Genomic DNA, 21,817 nt, shown 5'->3' with positions numbered 1-21,817 from the left:
TCCATGCTTGATTCCATTTTATCATATAGTGACACAAATTTCACTTACAGGAGGACATCTCATGCCAGAAAAAGCACATTGGAAAGAAATCATTCTATTCGGCGGGGCCATTATGGGGTCTGTGGTGGGTGCAGGCTTCGCCTCCGGACAGGAGGTCATGCAGTTCTTCACCCATCTGGGGTTTATTGGCAGCATCGGTGCAGGGCTGGTGGGAATGCTGCTGCTTGCCTGGATCTCCATGACCATTCTGGAGGATGGACGCACCCAGCAGTTCGAGGATGCCAATGACATTTTCACCTATTACTGCGGCCAGCGTATCGGACTATTTTTTAAATGGTTTGTGCCCACCCTCATGCTGCTGGCTTTTTCCATTATGATCTCAGCTGCCGCCGCCACCATCCATGAACACTTTGGCCTTCATCCTGCTTTGGGGCGATTTTTCATGGCAGTGCTGCCTTTGATAACAGTGCTCACAGGCTTGAAAAGGCTGGCCCGTATTGTGGGTTCCATTGCACCTTTCTTTATTTCTGTTACCATGATCATCAGCCTCACCAGCATTGCACGCCATTCTGGCGGCATTGTTGATTCAGCCCGCGTGCTGCAAAGCCTTCATGTGCCAAGTGCTTATTCCCACTGGTTTGTTTCTGGAATCATGTACGCGTCATTTCTCATGGTTGGTTTCATGCCTTTCGCAGCCGGTATTGGCAAGCAAGCCAAAAACCGCATTGATACCAGGCTGGGAGGCATGTTTGCAGGCATTTTCTTTCTCGCCGGTGCCATGATTTTAAGTACAGGTTTGCTGGTGATCATCGGTGATGTCTACAACAAACAGATTCCATCGCTGGCCATGGCTTCTGCCAGCATCCCACCAATCGCACCTTTCTTTGCCCTGTTGATGCTGACTGGCATCTACACTGCCTCTACTTCCATGTTGTGGACAGCTGTGAACCGTATTGAAGGTAATGATCACACGTTGAAATATCGGTTTGCTGCCCTTTTTCTGACCATCCTTGCATTTTTTGGAGGCCATCTGCAGTTTGCAACGATGGTGGGCATTGTGTACCCAGCTGTTGGGTATCTGGGGCTTATCCTCATGGCTGGTATGCTGTATCGCCGCTTCTTTTCTGCTGTCGGTGGAACCAAGACAAATCTTTCTTCTTAACAGATTTTCTCATTACAGCATTTGTCATCTGAAGGTGCTGTTATCGTCCCTTTTCGGAATGCTTCCATCATTTCTCCTGTCAGGCTGATCTTTAAATCATCGGGAGGAACATCATCTCTGTTGTTCCACTCACCAGAGGCCAATTCATCTTCATCGATAATAATGTTGCGCCTCTTATGTACTGCGTAGCCTTGTTTGCATGCTGCTATTTCATTATACCACTTTTTTATCCATCAATGGCAAAAGCGCTTGCCTGTGATCAGGCAAGCGCTTGAAACATACGTTTGAAGCTGGAGCTGTTAAACGACTTTTATCTATGCAAGATCGAAGCGGTCTGCATTCATCACTTTGTTCCAGGCCGCCATAAAGTCCTTAACGAACTTCTCTTTAGCATCATCACTGGCATATACTTCTGCGATTGCCCGCAACTCTGAGTTGGAACCAAAGACAAGGTCCACCCGGGTGCCCGTCCATTTGAGTTCATTGGTTTTGCGATCACGTCCTTCAAAAACCTCGCTGTCTTCTGAAACTGGCTTCCACACAGTGCCCATATCCAGCAGGTTTACAAAGAAATCATTGGTCAGACTCCCGGGTCGATGTGTGAAAACACCATGAGCTTTGCTCCCGAAATTGACATCTATCATTCTCAGGCCTGCGACCAGTACCGCCATCTCTGGTGCAGTCAGTCCCAGCAGCTGTGCCCGATCTACCAACATTTCCTCTGCAGCGCAGGCAAATTTGGCCTTGCTGAAGTTAATGAATCCATCTGCTTTCGGCTCCAGCACTTCAAAGGCCTCGACGTCGGTTTGTTCCTGAGTGGCATCTGTTCTGCCAGGGAAAAAGGGAACTGTTGCGTGGAAACCTGCATTTTGAGCAGCTTTTTCAACACCTGCGCACCCGGCCAAAACGATGAGATCTGCCAGAGACACTTTTTTACTGTCTCCCTTTGCGTCAAACTCTGTCTTTATTTTTTCCAGCACTTGCAACACCTTCTCAAGCCGCTCCGGCTGGCTGGCTTCCCAGTTTCGTTGTGGCAACAGGCGTATACGTGCACCATTGGCACCACCCCGTTTATCTGAGCTCCGGAAAGTGGATGCCGATGACCAGGCAGTGCCCACCAGTTCCGCAATGGACAGTCCGCTGGTGAGGATTTGCTCTTTCAGGCTGGCAATTTCTTGTTCACCCACCAGCTCATGATTCACCGGCGGTACCGGGTCTTGCCAGATGAGTTCTTCCTGGGGTACTTCAGCCCCAAGGTACCGGGAGCGAGGTCCCATATCCCGATGGGTCAACTTAAACCAAGCCCGAGCAAAAGCATCTGCCAGCTCTTCTGGATGATCTCTGAAGTGCAGGGCAATGGGCTTGTAAATGGAATCCATTCGAAGGGAAAGGTCTGCAGTGGTCATCATAGGTGGAAACTTCTTTGACGAATCATGTGCCCCGGGCACCATGTCTTCAGGTTCAGTGTCCACAGGAATCCACTGCCAGGCTCCAGCAGGGCTTTTCACCAGATCCCAGTCGTATTTGAAAAGGAGTTCCAGATAACTATTGTCCCATTTGGTGGGTGTTGGTGTCCAGGCACCTTCAATGCCACTGGAGATGGTATCGTCCCCTACGCCGCTGCCCATACTGTTTTTCCACCCAAGCCCCTGATCTTCAATGGAAGCAGCTTCCGGCTCCGGCCCCACGTGGGCTGGATCTCCGGCACCGTGGCATTTTCCGAAGGTGTGGCCGCCTGCAACAAGCGCCACCGTTTCTTCATCGTTCATGGCCATTCGTTTAAAGGTCTCCCGCACATCCTTGCCTGATTCCACCGCGCTGGGCTGGCCATTGGGGCCTTCCGGATTTACATAAATGAGGCCCATTTGCACCGCGGCCAAAGGATTTTCCAGATCCCTGTCACCGGAGTAACGCTTATCATCCAACCACTCACTTTCCTGCCCCCAGTAAATATCTTCCTCAGGCTCCCAGACATCTTCCCGGCCTCCGGCAAACCCAAAGGTTTTAAATCCCATGGATTCCAGTGCACAGTTGCCTGCCAGAATCATCAGATCTGCCCATGAAATGTGTTTGCCATATTTCTGCTTAATAGGCCACAGCAAACGTCGAGCCTTATCCAAGTTCACATTATCCGGCCAGCTGTTAAGAGGTGCAAAGCGTTGGGTTCCTGATCCGGCCCCGCCTCGACCATCGCCCATTCGGTAAGTACCGGCGCTGTGCCAGGCCATTCTAATAAAGAGTCCGCCATAGTGGCCATAGTCAGCAGGCCACCAGTCCTGTGAATCTGTCATCAGGGCATAAAGATCTTGCTTAATCGCCGCCAAATCCAGCTTTTTAAACTCCTCTGCATAGTTGAACCCTTCGCCCATGGGATTTCTGGCTGGAGGGTTCTGGTGAAGCATTTTAAGGTTTAGCTGATTGGGCCACCAGTCACGATTTGCTGTACCACCACCAGCTGCCTTGGCTCTTGTCATACCGGTTACCGGACATTTTCCATTTCCGCTCATTGGCCATCCTCCTTTATTCATCACCAACAATACACAGCTATGATTGTTATACCCTTTGTAATCATCACAAAACGATATTGTTTTTTAAAAAAATCAGGTTTTAAATCATTTGCTGGCATATGATTATTTCTGCCTCATCAATATTGGCCCGAAAAAGTGTGATAATAACGACACTTTTTCAGGCCTCATGAAAACAAATCTCGATACCCTGTTCAATTATTCATTGCCCGCTGGTTTCATCTCATGATTTCTTCGCAACACGCACATGCCTCAAAGTGTGGCGCTATACCTATTCCAGACTATTGATTTGCATCAGAAGTACGTCGTTTTCTTTCGAAAATGCTTTTTCACACTGCTTCTATTCCATTAATCATTTAAGTGCTGTGACCTACGGCAATTGCCTGTATTTTTCGGGAATCAGATCTTTCACTTTAGCAGATGCAACACCGATCACTGTGTCAGCTCCTCCATAATACACCAAAAGCTCATCTTCTGCATCCAGCATGTCTTTATCTTCTGTTGGAACAGCTCCGCAGGTGAACACCACATTTGGTACCCAGCTTTTTCCCGAGACGCCTAGTTCATAGGATGTTTCCGGCTCCAATACGGGATTAGGTGAGCGATATATGAGTTTTGCAGGATCTTCCAAAGAAGTGAGAAACACACCAAGGCGGTAGCAGAAGACATAATCCACTCCGTGGTAAATGTGGAGCCACCCATATTTTGTTTTGATGGGCTGGGCCCCTGCACCAATTTTAACAGCATCCCAGGTCATTCCCGACCGGGTTCCCAGAATAATTTTGTGGCCATCCCGGGGCCAGGGAGTTGTGAAGGTGTCAGAATAGGTGATCCATATACTGGGGGCAATCCGATGATACAGGACCAGCTTTCCGTCAAACCGTTCTGGAAACAAAACCGCGTCTTTGTTGTGGAATCCGGGAAAAAGAAGCCCCTCCCGATGCCATCCATCCCAATTGCGGGCTGCCATATCTTCTTCTGAAATGGAAGCCAGGGCGATCTGGGGGAGGACGCCATCATAGGCGGTGTACAGCATATAGATGCGTCCTTCCATGGCAATAAGGCGGGGATCTTCACAGCCCATTTTTTCACTGTCATTGGCCGGACTGAAAATGGGTTCCGAAAAACGTTCATCTACCTTCAGGCCATCACGGCTGACAGCCAGACCAATTCGTGAAATGCCATCATCCCCAACAGCCCGGTAAAAGATGTGCACGGAGCCCTGAAGCCGGATGGCTCCACAGTTGAGTACGTATTTGTTTTCCCAGTCATTTTCTGCCAGGGGTGCCAGAATCGGGTTGTAAGGAGATCGCACCATTTTACCGGCATGAGGGCTGGTTTCCAGACCATCTTTATGGTCAATAATCAATTCTGATTTCACGGGAACGGCTCCCAGACAACGAACAGCCAAGTCTTCCCTTTCTTTGCCCTGACCCATCAAATCAATGATCATTGGCATAATATCTGCTCTTTCTCCCGCCACTTTTTCATACAACCGACTGAACAGTTCACTGCTGAACCTGCGACGTTCCACCATTAATGAAAGTGGAGTGGGAATTCCTTTTCCACCTTTGGAACTATAGCTGGCCCAGCTCCAGGCGCAGCAGGTGACAAAAACGCCGTCTGGTAGAGTCAGTCCCAGATGATAGGCATTAGCCATACGGGTCAGCTGCTCTTTGGCTCTTTCCACAGCAAGTCCAGATAATCCCCAGTCGTAGCCAGCGATTTCCAGAAGTTTATTTCGCAGAATCATCTGTTGTGTGTTTTCAAAGATAGCATGAGCTGAGAACATACCCATACCCCAATGACCACCAATGGAGTTGATCACGCACTTGGCAAACTCATCGGTAACGCAGCTCTGCGCAAAGGTTTCCCATGCTTTTCCGTACTGCTCTGCTTCAATGATTCGCTTTAATGTTGTTGTCAGGAACCGAATTTTGGGATATTCGCCGCCGCTTCCTTCCCGCAGGTTGCTGATCACCACCCTACTGGTCAAATGGTACAGGCTGGATGCTTCTGCCATGCTGGTTAATCCAGGAAAATCTGTGTAATCCACCACCAAGGGCACCACTGGTGACATTTCAAAATCTTCCGGCTTCAAATTCTCCCGCAGCCATTCTGTATTCCACGTGCTGTACTTGTCGATTTCTGCCCAGGGAGCCAGCGCAAGTATGTCCAGTGCATTGCGATGTTGCAGGAGCTCTTCCATATCCTGATATCCCCATCGGGTAATCAGATTACGGGGCGGATTCACCCGCAGCAGACGGATGGCTGCTTCTTCTTTCAACGACATGCTCTGTGGAGAAGGATAGAGGCGGAATATCTTATCCGTAATCCGTTGTACCCCCCTCATATTATGAAGGTTTCCAGGCAACAGAATTTCGTCCAGATCTTCCTCCAACTGACCGACCTGTTCCTTGATTCCCCGACTGATTTTTTCGTGTCCTGCATCCGGGGTGAGGTCCAGGTTCTCCCGGATGAACTGCTTGAATTCTTCAGAATATTCCTGTAGCAATTTTTCGTAGGTGTCATACACATGTGTTGTGTTTCCGGCAGGTGATTTTGCCACATGAGGCAGTAGAATGGGAACACCCGGAATATACTCCCAGTATGAAATTTCAGGGAGAAATGGTTCCAGCTCCGCCTTGTGGTGAAGCCAGTTTTGTCGAAATGCATTCTTCCGGCTGATAAACTCGTCCACTTGTGCTTCCAGATTGGCCTGGGCCTGAAATGAATCAGCAGTAAAGTGTGTTGGTTCTTGGTCCTTATAGTTGCCGGTATCCTTTTCAATTTCAAGGAAATAGCCAGCCAGTCGGCCTTCAAACAGCGCTGCCAACCCATTAATGAGATCCTCGTTGTCCACCATGGGAATGAAATGATAGGCGATGATGGTTTCATAGACGATCTGTGTCCAGAGAGCAGCCGGAAAAGCAAATGTCTCTTGTCCAATTTCTGCTTTTTGAACAATACTAACTAATTGACTGGAAACATCCTCAGAAAAAACACGGGACCAGACGGCTTCATAATAGCGGTTATATCCTCTTCTAAATTGGGCAATTCGGGGCCGAACATCGTTCTCGGTATCCTCTAAAAACTGATCTTTCCGAAACCCGATGATCAGCGACGAATGAACTGCCTGGGGTGAAGTCATCCAGTTTTCCTGGCTTTTTTTCACAAACTGAAAGATCACATGCGCTGCCTGACTAAAAAGATGGTTCATATTCACCGGTAGAGACGTTTTGGGTTTAACACCCAAATACACTTCCGCTGTTTTGGCCTTCATTTCTGAAACCCGGGCAATCAGCCAATAGTTTAGTCCATACTCATTCACTTCATCTTTAGTAAATGCAAGATCACTCACCAACTGGGAAAGAAGCTGCCGTGAAATGGCCATACCTGCATCCATGCAGGCTTTCAGTTCCACATTAAAAAGAGTTGCCACTATCGGAAAAGCAAAGTGGTATCCAACAGGATTGGCCAGGTGAGACAGCGTAAACCGGGGTAATACAAATTGTGCGACACCGTCACGAATGGGCTGATACATCAGTTTTACCCAGTCAGGAGCCAGTCCTTTTGGTAAATCATCACCCGTCTTGGGAAGAAGATTCTGTTCAGCAATCAACAGATCTGCAGACATTCTGTGGGCAATATCCATTAGCCCTCTGACAGCCCACCCCCGTCCAGACAGAGAGCTTTCAATTTCACTGATCAACACCGGTTCTTTCCGGCCTGACTCATAAACTTCCAGCGTTCCCACAGATGATTGGTGCGGGCAGCCCAGAGAAATATACAGCACCTTGAGCTCCGGATAAAAAGCACTCATGCCAGAATCCAAAATGGATATCATCTCTTGCGCATCCTCCCAGGCTGATACCAAAGGGATTCCCACCACCAGATCGACCCTGTCTTTCATTATTATTTTTTGAAAGACCGATGCGATGCATTTCTGATATTTTGTTTCTGTTTGATCCACCTTAAAACACCTCCATTTATGCATTATCCTGTATCCCAGTAACGTCATCATCAAGATCGCCAACTTTGTACATTTCAACCATTACGTACCCTTTTTCCACAGGTGTAATCGAAAGTATCTCTCAGAGACACAACAATCAAGGATTAGCCTAAGGCCGGTACGGGTATTCAATGCTATAGACATGTACAAACGAACGGCAGTTTAATACCCGAACATTTTTCCGAATATTTCGTATTATTGAAAGGGTGAAATGATTTGTTTACCAATATTGAAAGCAGAAAAATGAAGAAAAGGCCTCATGTAGCTATTGTCAGCAGTGCTCTGCCACGCAAATGTGGAATAGCCACTTTTTCAGCTGATGTCAGCCGGGGAGTCAGTCATCTGTTGGGACGGGAGGCAACCAGTTTTATTGCAGTCAACGATAACGAAACCTACGAGTATTCTCCAAAAGTTGTTTTTCAGATTGAACAGGATCGATTGGAAGACTATCTGGAGGCCGCCACCAGCATCAACGAGTCGTCGGTAGACGTGGTTGCGCTGCAACACGAATACGGTTTGTATGGCGGGGACGAAGGCAGTTATATTGTCGAATTTTTGAGCCGCCTTAAAAAGCCGGTGGTAACCACTTTGCATACCATTCTGGAAAAACCAACACCAGACCAGTATAAATCACTGGTGGAAGTCATTGCGTTTTCCAAGGCAGTGGTTGTGATGAATCAGCTGGCCATCAACATCTTGACAGATGTATACGACGTACCCGTCGGGAAAGTACGCCTGATCCCCCATGGTGTGACAGACATGTTCTATATTGATCCTCTCTTTTTTCAGCACAAGTTGAATCTGCGAAACCGGTTTGTGGTACTCACTTTTGGTTTTATCAGTCGCAACAAGGGCATTGAAGTAGTGCTGGAAGCCTTGCCATCCGTCGCAGCAGCACATCCTGAAGTTCTCTACATTGTTTTGGGCATTACTCATCCGGTGGTGAAAAAACATGATGGAGAAGAATATCGGGAAAATCTTGAAAAAATGGTGACAGAACTTGGACTGACTCAAAACGTCCAGTTTGTCAACGAATTTGTTGACGATGACACCATGAACTTATATCTGGGAGCAGCAGATCTGGTGATTCTTCCCTATCATTCAGAGACACAGATTACCAGCGGTGTACTAAGTCAAGCCATTGGAAAAGGGAAAGCAGTCATTGCTACTCCTTATCTCCACGCACGGGATGCCTTGGCCGACGGAAAAGGCCGTCTGGTGAATTTCAAAGATCCTGCTGGCATGGCAGAAGCCATCTGTGAGTTGATTGAACATCCCGACGAACGGTTGGCATTGGCCGGCCAGGCCTTTATCGCCGGGCAGCAGGCGGGATGGGACAAGGTATCTCACCAGTATGTACGCCTCTTGGAAGAGGTGGTTGAAAAATCTATCAGCGGACATGTCAAACAGGGGCGTGTGTTCACCCTGCCGGATATTAACATGGATTACCTGAAAAACCTGACAGACGATGCCGGGATGATCCAGCACACCCTTTACGGTATCCATGATTTCACCCATTTCTATTCCTCAGATGATGCAGGCAGGGCCATGGTTGCCTTTACCCAGTATTTTAACCTGTTTCAAGATGCCTCAGCATTGCAAATGGTGGATAAATATATGGCTTTTGTGATTCATGCCCGGAGAGAAGACGGCTGGTTTTTCAATTACATGAACTACCAGAAGGACTTTCCATCGCAGGAAATCAGCCAGGATACTTTCGGACGTTGCCTTTGGGGGCTTGGGGCTGCCACCCGGGTTGTACAGAACCGTTCTCCCGGATTTTTAGCCAGGAGCATTGTTGAAGAAAGTATTCCCATGGTGGAGCAACTGACTTATACCCGCGCCCAGGCCTATGCCGCCAATGGACTTTCCGCTTATCTGATTCTTCATGATGATTATGAGCCGGCACGCAAGGGCCTGAAGCATATTGCTGACTCTCTCCTTGAACGCTATCATCAAACAGCTGATGGCACATGGAACTGGTTTGAAAATTTTCTCAGCTACGATAATGCCCGCCTGGCGCAAGCACTGTTACTGGGGTACCAGCACCTGAGAAATCCAGCTTATCTACAGGCAGGACTTGAATCACTTGATTTTCTCATTGATGTCCAGTACCAGGATGGTTGTTTTGACCTTATCGGCAATGACGGATGGTATTTCAAAGGAGGCAAAAAGTCCCTTTACTGCCAGCAACCGGTGGATGCAGGTGCATTGACTGAAACCTGCATACTGGCCATGACTTTGACCGGAGATGAAAAATACCTGGAAATGGCCTATGCAGCCTTCCAGTGGTATTTAGGACGAAACCGTCAGGGAGTTTCTCTCTACAACTCACTGACGGGGGCCTGCGCAGATGGCTTGGGACCCGATGGACCCAGCTCCAATCTGGGGGCCGAATCGACCCTCTCCTTTATCATCGCCCTGGTTTCTCTTTATCGTTGGGAACTGGTGGGGCGCTTTAATGGTACCGGACGAATGGAAGTTTTGAAGAAATTGGATTAAGAGAGGAAGCTGAAGGATGAAACGCTATGCAGTGATTATGGCCGGTGGTCATGGTGAACGATTTTGGCCCGAGAGCCGTGTTCAACGACCAAAACAATTTTTAACTCTGGTTGGGGCTCGTTCCCTGATCCAGCAATCTTTCGACAGGATCCAGGATTTTATGCCCCCTGAACAGATTTTGGTGGTTCTCGGACAGGAACATCTGGCATTAGCTAAAGAACAGCTGCCATCACTTCCGGCTGAAAACTTTCTGGTAGAACCGGTGGGTAGAAATACGGCTCCTTGCATTGGTCTGGCTGCAGTTCATATCCGAAAAAGGGATCCTGGTTCGGTCATGCTGATTTTTCCTGCAGATCATTTGATTCAGGGACAGACAGATTTTCAACTTTGCCTCAAGAAAGGGTTTGAACAGGCGACGGATTCCGATTATCTCGTCACCATTGGGATCATACCCAGCCGGCCGGAAACGGGTTATGGGTATATGGAACGGGAAGAGACGTCTATTGATCAGACAACCCCTCTCGTGTATCCGGTGCGCAGATTTGTTGAAAAACCAGACACAGAAAAAGCCCGGGAATATGTGCAATCCGGGCATTATTATTGGAATAGCGGGATTTTTATCTGGAAAGCAGACCTAATTCTCGATAAAATGGAATTACATCTCCCAGAACTTTACCAAGGTCTGTTACAAATTGAATCACACATTGACACCTCCCAGGAAGCCACTATCATGGAGTCTGTGTTCCCCAATCTTCCACGCATTTCCATTGACTACGGTATTCTGGAAAAAAGTGACCGCATCCTCATGGTTCAGGGAGATTTTGGCTGGGATGACTTAGGTAGTTGGGAGTCTTTGGCGGAACATTCCAAAGCTGATGAAATGGGTTTGGTGATCCATGGTGATTACGTGGGTATCGATAACACAAATTGCCTCATTCAGGGGCAGGCAGGATTGATTGCCGCATTGGGCGTCCACGACCTGGTCATCGTTCAGGCCGGAGATGTGATATTGGTATGTGATAAAAACCGGACCCAAGAGGTGAAGGATCTGGTAAGCCTGGCAAAAGAAAAATACCAGGAAACGTACTTGTGATCCACGGCACTCCCTTTGCACCCAGTCATCGGTTCAACATTTCTTCATAGACTTGTAAATAGCCCTGCACCATGATTTCCTGTGAAAACCGTTTCGTCACCGAAGCACGGCATTGGTTTCGTTGTATTGATGAGATATTTTTCAATTGCTGAATCATTTCAGTCACATCGCTGGCGATAAAGCCATTGATCCCCTGTTCAATAATTTCGTTCATAGACCCCTTTCCAAAGGCAATGACAGGGGTTCCGCAGGCCATGGCTTCCACTACACTTAGGCCAAATGGTTCGTTGAAGTGTATGGGATGCAACAGCGCATATGCATGGCCCAGCACATTGTCCCGTTTTTCCGGTCCGACAGACCCGATATAGGTTATTTGTTGATTTAAATAGGGTTCAACGTATTTTGAATAATATTCATGATCCTGGATAATGCCGGCAATCACTAGTTTCATCCCTGTTTTTTGGGCTACCTGAATGGCTTCCCAAGTCCCTTTATCTGGATGAATTCTCCCAAAATAAAGCAGGTATTCGCCAGGATTTTCTTTCAGTGTGAAATGTTCCAGATCAATTCCGTGATAGACCGTTCGGATATAATCAAGTGCAGGGTTGCGGTCTGCATCGCTAATGGAAACATAGTCTGTTCGCTGGTTGTATTTCTGGAACACCGGTAATATTTTAGGTGATGAAAACCCATGAATCGTAGTCACCATGGGGGTCTTAATCAGCCCACTATATGACAGGGGCAAGAAATCAAAGTGGTTGTGGATGAGATCAAAATCATGGGCCTGCTCCATAATTTCCGAGATATGCAGACACTCCCAAACCTTGGGGTCCAGGTTTTTATCCTCTTCATAGGGTTTCGGACAAACACTGCGCAGTTCAGCCGATGTCACGGAATCTCCCGTTGCAAATAGTGTGACATCGATCTTTTTTCTGACCAAACCTTCTGTCAGCAGTGAAACGACCCGTTCCCAGGGTCCATAATGTCTTGGCGGTGTTCGCCAGGCGATGGGTGACAAAATAGCTACTTTCATCTAATAACCTCTTTCTTTTTTAATTTTTCCATATGGTTAACGCATACGCTTGTTACCTTGTCACTTTATGACTCTGCTGCCATGGGATCAGGCACATAGCTTTTCAGCAGCTCAAATCCACCTTCCAGCGAATAGGATCCCAGAGCGGCCGGAATCAGTAAGCTGTCTCCTTTTTTCAAGGTTTTCCTGCCTTTTTCCCAACTTAGGGTACCCGTTCCCCTCACCACTGTGAACAGAAAAAACCTGTTGGGGTCACTTTTTTCCTTTATCTGAGTTACAACCTGGTATTTTTCCAGCAAAAAATACGGGCATTGGATAAGTTGGGTTTTTATTCCTCCGGGAACGTTTCGGCTGACACCTTCCACCCGATTTCCCTCCAACTGAAAATCAATCACTTCCATAGCTTTTTCCACATGCAGCTCCCTGGGGCGACCATAATCGTAAAACCGATAAGTGGTATCACTATTCTGCTGAATTTCGTATATAATCAAACCTGGGCCAATGGCATGGAGCAAACCAGCCTGAATATAGAACACGTCTCCTTCTTTCACCGGTACCCGGTGCAGCATTTCTTCAACCCGGTTTTCGTCCAGTGCCTGCCGGAAACCCTTTTGATCGATCTCTCCTGTTCCGACGATCAGGTATGCTTCCGGTGATGCTTTCATTACATACCAGGCCTCTGTCTTTCCCAGGTCATTTTCATTGACCAGTGCATAGTCATCCCTGGGGTGCACTTGCACCGAAAGTGCTTGTGTTGTGTTTATCAGTTTAAGCAACAGAGGGAAACGGTCATCTGTCATGGATGCACCAAAGATATCCGTTCGCTTTTCACCATACAGCTGCGACAGACTTTTCCCTTCAAATGGCCCGTCCAATACCGTGCTGGTGCCATTTGGATGAGAAGCAATATCCCAGCTTTCGCCGATACTTCCCGTTGGCAGGTCATCCCGAAAAGACACCAATTCCCGTCCTCCCCATATTTTTTCAAAGTAAAGATGGTTAAACGTTAATGGTTGCATTGTCATACCTCCCTGGTTATACATACCCATTATTGACGATGCATCCATTATAATTCTCAGACTGCAGACAAGTTCGCATGAAAGATCATATCTTTACTAAGGAAGTCTCGCTATGCTGTATGGTGTCATTGAAGCCGGCGGCCTAAAAGAGCCGCCACCACAACCGGTCAGCGTTTTGGATTTTCTCCAGTACCTGCAGTCGGTTGCAATGACGGCTCTTGTAAATTAATGTTTGATAACTAATCAATCAGATTTCTTTTCAACTCATGATAGCGTATTGTTCCAAGTTCACTGACCTTTCCTTTCTGGCAACATGACAGGCTGGCGATTTTTCGGTTGACCCGCTGAACAACGATTTGATTATCCTGCATTTTAGATTCAAGCACATTCAGCGCCTCAAGAAACCTTCGGTCTTTCCGGGCATGGTGGTAAAAGGACAAGACATATATATAATAAAAGAGGTTGTAAGTCGCAAAAGGATACTCCACCTGCATAAACAGCGTCCCCATCCCATACTGGCAGGGCCCAATGGGTCTTCGAATCTCCCAATGCTCCAAGAGAAAATCAACAGCTTTGTTGAGACCAGGTTCCCGGTTCAGATGCTTTGTGAAGCGAAATGCGTCTAAAGCAGTTAATGTCGGCCCTGGATTCGAATAATCAGTTTCGGGGCCTCTTCCAAAACTAAACTTATTACATCGCCACCCACCGTCACTGTACTGCGTTTCCAATAGATGCCGAAAAGTTTTTTGAAAGCGATGGTCTGCTGCGTAACCCAAATGACAAAGCACATTGACGGCGTTGATGGTGTGGCAAGGATAAATAGCGCCATTGGGAGAAAGCTTAAATCGTCCGTCTTCTCGCAGACAACTGATTATCAGATCAGCTGCACCCACCAGTAACGGATCTGAGGGGTCAAGCCCCAGTTCCAGGAGCAATAACACGCTGGAAAGCGTCGAGTAAGGGCCACCTTTACCTAACCGCTTATCGGGAGTGGTCCAGAAATCCGCCCCATTATCATACCTCTTTGCGATAATCGTTCCGATGTCCTGTTGGTGCTTCACAGTTTTACCTATCCCTGTCACCTCCTGGCTACGTCTTGGGTAAACCTCCTTCTTTCAAAAGCATCTCTTGATCAGCATCTCTTGTTCCTGTTTATTCAAGATGCAACTTCAGATGGCGGCTTCTCCATATCCTTCAGATGCACGGGCATCACCCAAAGTTCCATATAGGCTCCATCAGGCATGGGTTTGCCATATTTTTCCATTGAAAAAGAATGTGTTACCAGCCCCCGTTTTGCCAGCCATGTTCCAAACAGATAGCTAATCGCTTTCCCCAGGGCTTGCGTGGTGAGCGTCTCAACATTTTCTGCTTCAAAACAACAAACCACATATTCACCTGCAGCCAGTTGCCAAGTTGTCATGTGACCGTCATCTGCCGTGTTTGATTTCGAAGCTCCCCCCACAAAATAAGTAAAGGTTCCGTTTTCAGTCTCGCCCATCATCGACACTCCTATTTCAGCACTATCCTGCACAATATGAGGCATATCAACCTTTTGGCGATGGAATGCATCCCATAACTGTCCCGGTATGTCGATACCGGTAGCTTCACCCACCGGGGCCTGTGAAATGGGAACTTGAGCAGAAAGCCCGGCATAGATTTGGGCTGTATCCACTTTTTTACGCGTTATCTCGATAACGATGCTGTTGGTGATAAGCGGCACATCTTCATCAATCATTGTATAATTCAACAACAACTCTGGCTTGTAAATCTGATTAAGTCGAACCGGCACAGCCCGATATTCCTCCGGCGTAATCCCGTAAGCCTCCTTAAATGCGCGGGTAAAAGTTTCGTGAGAAGAGAATCCGAAGTCCATCGCCACATCAACGATTCGCCTGTCTGTATCCGTTAGTGCAGCCGATGCTCTGGCCAGTCGTCGAAGTTTAATGTATTCGTTGACTGGTCTTTTAACCAGCCTCTTGAAAAGTCTTTGAAAATAAAACCGCGAAAGTCCTGCCATATGTGCCAATGTTTCGATCTGAATCTCTTCACTCAACTCATCTTCAATATAATCGACCGTCTTTTGGATTTGTTCCCATGCGTGCATTTTAAGCACCTCCTTGCCACAAGAATAGCATGATCGTGTGCTTTCCACTTGACTGTCAATGCTCTTTTTGCGAAAAACTTTATGACAATGAATCAAACTCGATCATCACCAGACAGCCGGCCGGGAAATAGTGGTGGGAAGCTTGGTGTTTGAATTGCCCAGAGTGGCATTTACCTGCATTTGGGTTAGAAATACAGCCTCGCTCAAATCGGTGTTTTTAATGTTGGCATCGCGCAAGTCAGCACCCAAAAAATTGGTGCCCTTGAGGCTGCATCCTTCTAAATTGGCCGCAACCATTATGGCCATGCTGAAATCTCTACCGTTAAGATTTGATTTTTTGAAATTTTTCCCGAAATAGTCACTGTTGTTTGCTTTCTTCGATGAAACAGAGGCGATTCTGCTGCTCACTTGTTTTAACACCTGGTTGACCTTTCCATGATATGCTGTCAAATCAACTTTTAGCATCTCTTCAACCGGAAGGGTTGTCAACTGCCTGCCGGCTGCCATCAAATCATGAAATTTTCGCCGCTCACTCTCATCTGTCACCAACGACAGGGCCTCCAGCAAATACCATATCATTTGGTGAAGTTGAAAGACCATCATAAAGACCCGACATATTTCTGTTGCCTTTTCAGGATTCTTTTTCCAGTCTTCGTTGGCATATATCCCTTGTGTCACCTTTTGCCCTGCCCCAAAGCAATCGTAGGCCAGACACCCTTTCATACCCTTTTTTGCCAACATCGAATGTATGCGGCATCGAAAGTCAGGCATCAGTTGCTTGCAGGGCACTCCTGCTTCTTTATTCTCTGGAAACCCGTCTGTTTTCGTGCAATACAAAGCCATGCAGCATAATCCACTGCATTTATCACAGTCAATTCTGAGGGTGGCTCGCAAACTGTTAGTATCGTCACTTTTCATTTTTTTCTCCACTTCATCACAAGTTCAATTTCATTGGTGTTTTCATCAATCTGCTCTTTGTCAACCACGAACCCTTCTCGTTGGTAAAACTGAACAGCCCTGCTGTTTTTCTTGTAAACCTGCAGCAGCAGGTCTTCGTTATTCATTTTAATGTAATCCAATAGCAGCTTTCCAATCCCCTTTGATTGTTCGCTTTTTTCAATGAAAATGCCGGCAAGATAATTGCCGATGAGTCCGACGAATCCCTTAACTGATTGGTCTTCATAAACATACACCGCCGCATCAGGAATCATTTGTTTCACTGTGTCATAATTGGCTCTCCAGTAGTCTTCACCGATAAAGTCATGCGCCGCCGTATTTGTGTCAAGCCACAGTTCCATGACAGTGTTTAAGTCTTTTTTCTGAAACACTCTTATCGTTGCCCGATGCATATCATTCACCTTTTCCATTTGTTTTGCAATGTTGCAAGTAACTTTCACCGCAGTCTGGTCACTTCTTATTAAACTGATATGTTCGACTGTCAACACCATCTCCTATTCTAATACTAACGAGTGGACTTAGGATTTACAAGAGTTCATCTCAAAATTCAACTGTTATGATGGCAGTTCAACAAACTTATATTAATTATCTTCAATTTTTCAAGCCTTTATCTCAGTCTATTTCTCCGCTCTTGACATCAATACTACCGTCTCAACGTGGCTAGTATGTGGAAAAAGATCAACTGGCTGCACTTCCAATGTTTGGTACCCTCCATCTTCTAAAATGCGCAGGTCTCTGGCCAAGGTCGCCGGGTTGCAGGAAACGTAAACAATACGATCTGGATTCATTTGTATCATGGCAAGCAGTACCACCTCATCACAACCTTTACGGGGTGGGTCCACCACAATGACTTCTGGTTGAATTCCTGATTGGGCCAGTTGAGGCATCCAATTTTCTGCAGGGCCAGCCATGAACTCAACGTTGGAAATATGGTTTAGGTGAGCATTTGCCCGGGCGTCTTCAACAGCAGGTTCGACAGATTCAATGCCGATCACTTTCCGGGCTTTTTGTGCCAGAAACAGGCTGATGGTGCCGATACCGCAGTACAGGTCCATGACGGTTTCGCTTCCGGTGAGAGAAGCCATTTCCAGCACTTTATCGTAAAGTACCTCTGTTTGAGCAGGGTTCACCTGAAAGAAGGCATGGGGTGATATCTGAAAATCAAGGTGGTGAAGCCGATCAGTCAAATAAGCCTTGCCGAAGATCACCTGATTTTCTTTCCCCATAATCACATTGGTTCGCTTCGTATTTTCGTTCAATACCACACTCACCAAGCCGTTCACCTGTTGCAATGCTTCCACTAAAAGATGAGATTTTGGCAGGTGTTTTCCGTTGATCACCAGAATCACCATCACCTCACCAGTGGCAAATCCCACTTTTGTCACCAGGTGGCGCACAAGTCCGGTGTTTGTGGTTTCGTTATATATAGAGATGTGCTCTTTTTCAAGAAAGTCACGCAGGATTTTGACGACGTTTTCCATGATGGAATGCTGAATGTGGCACTTTCGGGTATCGATAATATCGTGACTGCCCTGACGGTAAAAGCCGATGGACAGTTTATGGTGGGACAGACCGATGGGAAACTGGGCTTTGTTGCGGTAATGCCAAGGCTCTTTCATGCCCAGTACCGGCTTTACCACTGTGTCTATTTTGCCAATTCTTTTCAGTGAATCACTCACTCGCTTCTCTTTGAATATCAATTGTGTGGGATAGTTCAGGGACATGGTTTGGCAACCGCCGCATTGATTAAATAATTCACATAGTGGATTTACCCGGTTGGGCGATGGGTTTATTAACTGTTGTTTGCTTGCCAGTCCAAAGTTTTTACGTACCCTGGTCACCATGACCACCATTTCATCTCCCGGCAGCGCATTAGGAATAAACAGGGGAAATCCGTCAACTTTTGCCACTCCTTCTCCTTCATGGGTCAGGTCTTCGATGGTCACGGTGAATTTTTCATTGAGTTTCAAAGTAATCCGCTCCTTTACATGGTACCCTTTACGGTCTATTCGTGTTATCATGTAGTAGTGGGTACCTATATTAATTATAACGACAGAAAGCGAGTGGCTTCCATGCGTTATCTCATAAAAATCATTCTACTCTTACTGGCTCTCAGTTTTGTTGGAGCCGGCATTCCTCTGTATACTGACACCATTGACCTGAATTTGGAGATTTCTTCAGACCCGGTTGTTCAGCAATCGCTTGATTTTGATGTCTTACTCAACCCGATGAATAGCCAGCAATATGAAATCGTAGTTGAAATGAATGTCTCTGGTCTTGATGATGAGGAGCTCCCCCATGAAGAGCAACCATTTGAGTTGCAATTATTCTCTGGTGACGAAGCCTCGCATCATCCTGTGACAGACTTGCTGGCGGCCAGCACCAGTTATGAGACCCTTGAAGATGGTCGGGTGGTGTTCCACAGCTCTGTTATATTGGCTCAAGAAGCACTTGATCTGCCTGACGGCCGTTATCAACTGTCAGTAACTCCCCGCAACCGTCAAGGTCAATTGATGGCTGATGCCCAAGAGGTTTCATTTACCTTTATCTCACTGGTTCACTATGAGCCGGCCAGGTATGAACGAGCTTCCAATGAAAGTGCTTTGCGTCTGTTTTTTCCAGATGAATCGTCCAGGTACCTGATTCCTATCAGCCGTTTTGTTCCTCAAACGAATACAACACTGCGGGAAACGGTGACTCAACTGGAAGCCGGCCCTGCTGCAGCTCTTGGTCTTTTTAACCGCTCTCCCATTCCACCGGTGCCCCGCATTCAACTTTCGGGCGGTACTGCCAGCCTTTATCTTTCTAGTCAGTTGGGCTTTTATAATGAATACCCCAATGTAGCTCGAATGGCTGCTTTCAGTCTGGTTGAATCTCTGGGGACCATCCCGGAGGTGCTCCGCATTCAGTTTTACTTTGATAACCGGATTGTGCCTGAAGGTTTCCGGGATCTGGTGACTGATCAACCTTTTGAACCTGCTGCGGGTCCATTTGTCTGGATCGCCTACCGCACACCGAATGGTCGAGCTCTGTTGCTGCCACGCGAAGTTGATAACCAGCTGATTGCTGTGCCAGATCTGGTACGCCAGCTGATGCTGGATGGCCGCCCTGAATATGGTATGGAGCTTCAGCCCACTGTTCCACATGAAGTTAATCTGCTGAACTACACTTTGCAAGAGGGCGTTTTGATACTGAGTTTCAACCAGCCCTTTGAAGATGTTTTTACTGAAAATCCCCTTCGGGGAAGACTGATGTTGGACAGCCTGATCTTAAGCATGACTTCGCTCGACCTGGTTGATGCAGTTCAATTTCAGGTGGAGGGGCGTCTTCCCAACGTGATCATAGAACCTTCACTTGCTGAACCGTGGTATGCTCCACCTTATATGAACCCGGAGTTGTAATCGGTTTGGAACGTTTGGCTATGTCTGCTTCTGTTTCATGATAGCATATTTTCAACGCTATGGCTGTTTTTCAGGCAAAAAAAGCGGGGCTGCCATGTTGGCAGCCCCCAAGTATTACTGCATATCATAAAAGGGAGAGGATGTTACCTGTTTTCATTATAGGTGATAGGTCTCTCTTTTTGGTTAATCTTGTGTAAACTCCAAGTTAATCTATTTTTACACACGAGTACCCTGGTTATAGCACCTGGGTACGACCACTGTAAATTTGCCCACTGCCAGAGTCTACAGTTACCAGATCGCCTGGTTTAAGTGTTGTCAGGGCATCAGTGACGCCCACCACAGTTGGCTTCTCAAGATTCAGCCCCACCACAGCAGCATGGCTGGTCAGACCTCCTGCTTCAGTTACAATAGCACCAGCCCTGTTCATGAGAGGTACCAGGTCTGCGTCGGTCATGACGGCCACCAAAATGTCACCGTCTTCAAAACCTTTCCATGTTTCAGGATCACTGGTGACGAAGCGCACTCTTCCTGTGGCTGCTCGTTTACCGATGCCCATCCCTGCCACCAATACTTCACCGACAATATGGGCTTTGATAAGATTCGTTGTGCCGGAAACCCCTACAGGAACACCTGCTGTGATCACCACCAGATCACCCCGTTGAATCAGTTCGCATTCAAGGGCTTTGGCAATGGAAGATTCAATGATATCATCAGTGGATTCAAGATGACTGGTCAGTACTGAGTAAACACCCCAGCAAAGGCTTAACTGTCGGGTTACCCGCTTATCAGTGGTGGCAGCCACAATGATCTGTGCTGGCCGGAACTTGGAAACCATGCGGGCGGTATAGCCAGATGAAGTGGCCGTGACGATGGCTGAAGCCCCCAGATCCATGGCAATATTGCAGGTGGCGTTGCTGATGGCATCAGTGATACTGGTTTCCTTGTTGAGATCTTTGCTGCGGAGCAGTTCACGGTAGTCAATGGCTGATTCTGTGCGCCGAGCAATAACAGACATGGTTTTAACTGCATCCACCGGATATTTACCAGCTGCAGTTTCGCCAGAAAGCATGATGGCATCAGTACCATCAAAAATGGCATTGGCAACGTCTGTGACTTCTGCCCGGGTGGGGCGGGGGTTGCGAATCATGGAATCCAGCATCTGTGTGGCGGTGATAACAGGTTTTCCCACCTTGTTGCACTTGCGAATCATACTCTTTTGCGCCAGCGGAACTTCTTCTGTGGGAATTTCAACCCCCAGATCCCCCCGGGCCACCATGATCCCGTCAGAGGCTTCGATGATTTCGTCCAGGTTATCCATGCCTTCCTGATTCTCGATTTTTGATATGATTTGAATGTAGCCGGCATTGTTTTGCTCAAGAATTTCACGAATAGCCAGTACATCTGCAGATTTTCGCACAAATGAGGCGGCAATAAAGTCGATGCCGTTCTCAATGCCAAACTCAATATCAGCCCGGTCTTTTGGTGTGATGGCCGGCAGGTTAATGCTCACGTTGGGTACATTAACCCCTTTATGATTTTTTACGATTCCACCATTGAGAACTCGACAGACGATGTCAGTTTCATCTTTAACTTCCAGCACTTCCAGGCCTACCAGTCCGTCATCGATGAGAATCTGAGATCCAGCACTTACATCTCCCGGCAGTCCTTCGTAGCTGACATTGCAGATCTCTTGAGTTCCCAGAACATCGCGGGTGGTAATGGTGAAGGTTTGACCTTCTTCCAGCATCACTTCAGGCAACTCAAACTTGCCGGTTCTGATCTCCGGGCCCTTGGTATCCAACAGAATAGCCACCGGAATCTTCATTTCCCGGCGCACTTCTTTAATGACGTCAATGCGCTTCTTATGTTCTTCATGAGATCCATGTGAAAAATTCAGTCGTGCCACGTTCAAACCGTGAGTCACCAGCTCTTTAAATACTTCTTTTGATTCGCTGGCGGGTCCCAGAGTACATACGATTTTTGTTCTTTTCATTTTTTCACTCCTCTTT

Annotated in this window: 14 protein-coding genes; 4 read left to right on the top strand and 10 right to left on the bottom strand. The window is 47.2% G+C overall.

The genetic code is table 11. The annotated features are described in order from the left end of the window. Positions 1–61: 61 nt before the first annotated feature. Positions 62–1,162, top strand: a complete 1,101-nt coding sequence (locus AAIG11_RS01770) for a YkvI family membrane protein (protein ID WP_343184560.1) — start codon at positions 62–64, stop codon at positions 1,160–1,162. Positions 1,163–1,476: 314 nt separating this feature from the next. Here AAIG11_RS01770 and katG read toward each other — a convergent pair whose 3' ends face one another. Further along, the gene (katG, locus tag AAIG11_RS01765; RefSeq protein ID WP_343184559.1) at positions 1,477–3,669 is read right to left on the bottom strand and encodes a catalase/peroxidase HPI; all 2,193 of its coding nucleotides are present in this window, start codon (positions 3,667–3,669) and stop codon (positions 1,477–1,479) included. A 388-nt stretch (positions 3,670–4,057) separates the two neighbouring features. Further along, positions 4,058–7,660 (bottom strand): glycoside hydrolase family 130 protein, encoded by a 3,603-nt coding sequence (locus AAIG11_RS01760; protein ID WP_343184558.1) that lies wholly within the window; start codon positions 7,658–7,660, stop codon positions 4,058–4,060. A gap of 282 nt (positions 7,661–7,942) precedes the next feature. Here AAIG11_RS01760 and AAIG11_RS01755 point away from each other — a divergent pair, with 282 nt between their 5' ends. Both AAIG11_RS01755 and AAIG11_RS01750 read left to right on the top strand, forming a co-directional pair. Beyond that, positions 7,943–10,201 carry a glycosyltransferase gene (locus AAIG11_RS01755; protein WP_343184557.1) on the top strand — a complete coding sequence of 753 codons (2,259 nt, stop codon included), beginning with the start codon at positions 7,943–7,945 and terminating at the stop codon, positions 10,199–10,201. A 16-nt stretch (positions 10,202–10,217) separates the two neighbouring features. Further along, positions 10,218–11,294, top strand: a complete 1,077-nt coding sequence (locus AAIG11_RS01750) for a mannose-1-phosphate guanylyltransferase (RefSeq protein ID WP_343184556.1) — start codon at positions 10,218–10,220, stop codon at positions 11,292–11,294. Between the two features lie 25 nt (positions 11,295–11,319). Here the strand turns inward: AAIG11_RS01750 and AAIG11_RS01745 are convergent, their stop codons facing one another. From AAIG11_RS01745 to rlmD, 7 genes are all read right to left on the bottom strand, one after another. Continuing rightward, positions 11,320–12,327: a glycosyltransferase family 4 protein gene (locus AAIG11_RS01745; protein WP_343184555.1), complete on the bottom strand. Its 1,008-nt coding sequence runs from the start codon at positions 12,325–12,327 to the stop codon at positions 11,320–11,322. A 65-nt stretch (positions 12,328–12,392) separates the two neighbouring features. Next, positions 12,393–13,346, bottom strand: coding sequence for a type I phosphomannose isomerase catalytic subunit (locus tag AAIG11_RS01740; RefSeq protein ID WP_343184554.1), 954 nt, complete (start codon positions 13,344–13,346; stop codon positions 12,393–12,395). Between the two features lie 239 nt (positions 13,347–13,585). Then, the gene (locus AAIG11_RS01735; protein ID WP_283408227.1) at positions 13,586–14,407 is read right to left on the bottom strand and encodes a prenyltransferase/squalene oxidase repeat-containing protein; all 822 of its coding nucleotides are present in this window, start codon (positions 14,405–14,407) and stop codon (positions 13,586–13,588) included. 95 nt (positions 14,408–14,502) lie between these two features. Beyond that, positions 14,503–15,450 carry an AraC family transcriptional regulator gene (locus AAIG11_RS01730; RefSeq protein ID WP_343184553.1) on the bottom strand — a complete coding sequence of 316 codons (948 nt, stop codon included), beginning with the start codon at positions 15,448–15,450 and terminating at the stop codon, positions 14,503–14,505. A gap of 105 nt (positions 15,451–15,555) precedes the next feature. Further along, the gene (locus tag AAIG11_RS01725) at positions 15,556–16,191 is read right to left on the bottom strand and encodes a pentapeptide repeat-containing protein (protein ID WP_343184552.1); all 636 of its coding nucleotides are present in this window, start codon (positions 16,189–16,191) and stop codon (positions 15,556–15,558) included. A 173-nt stretch (positions 16,192–16,364) separates the two neighbouring features. After that, on the bottom strand, positions 16,365–16,817 hold the full coding sequence (locus AAIG11_RS01720) for a GNAT family N-acetyltransferase (protein WP_343184551.1): 453 nt from the start codon (positions 16,815–16,817) through the stop codon (positions 16,365–16,367). 207 nt (positions 16,818–17,024) lie between these two features. Then, positions 17,025–18,377 (bottom strand): 23S rRNA (uracil(1939)-C(5))-methyltransferase RlmD, encoded by a 1,353-nt coding sequence (gene rlmD, locus AAIG11_RS01715; RefSeq protein WP_343184550.1) that lies wholly within the window; start codon positions 18,375–18,377, stop codon positions 17,025–17,027. Positions 18,378–18,479: 102 nt separating this feature from the next. Between rlmD and AAIG11_RS01710 the strand changes: the two genes are divergently transcribed. Further along, on the top strand, positions 18,480–19,808 hold the full coding sequence (locus AAIG11_RS01710) for a GerMN domain-containing protein (RefSeq protein WP_343184549.1): 1,329 nt from the start codon (positions 18,480–18,482) through the stop codon (positions 19,806–19,808). Between the two features lie 235 nt (positions 19,809–20,043). On the opposite strand, the gene pyk is transcribed toward AAIG11_RS01710, so the two are convergent. After that, positions 20,044–21,801, bottom strand: coding sequence for a pyruvate kinase (gene pyk / locus AAIG11_RS01705; RefSeq protein ID WP_343184548.1), 1,758 nt, complete (start codon positions 21,799–21,801; stop codon positions 20,044–20,046). Between the last annotated feature and the right edge of the window lie 16 nt (positions 21,802–21,817).

Origin of the sequence: Anoxynatronum sibiricum, from assembly GCF_039414295.1 — a bacterium.
Classification (GTDB): Bacteria; Bacillota; Clostridia; order Peptostreptococcales; family Tindalliaceae; genus Anoxynatronum; species Anoxynatronum sibiricum.
The sequence above is the reverse complement of the archived record's forward strand: the minus strand, read 5'-3'. Positions and strand labels throughout refer to the sequence as shown.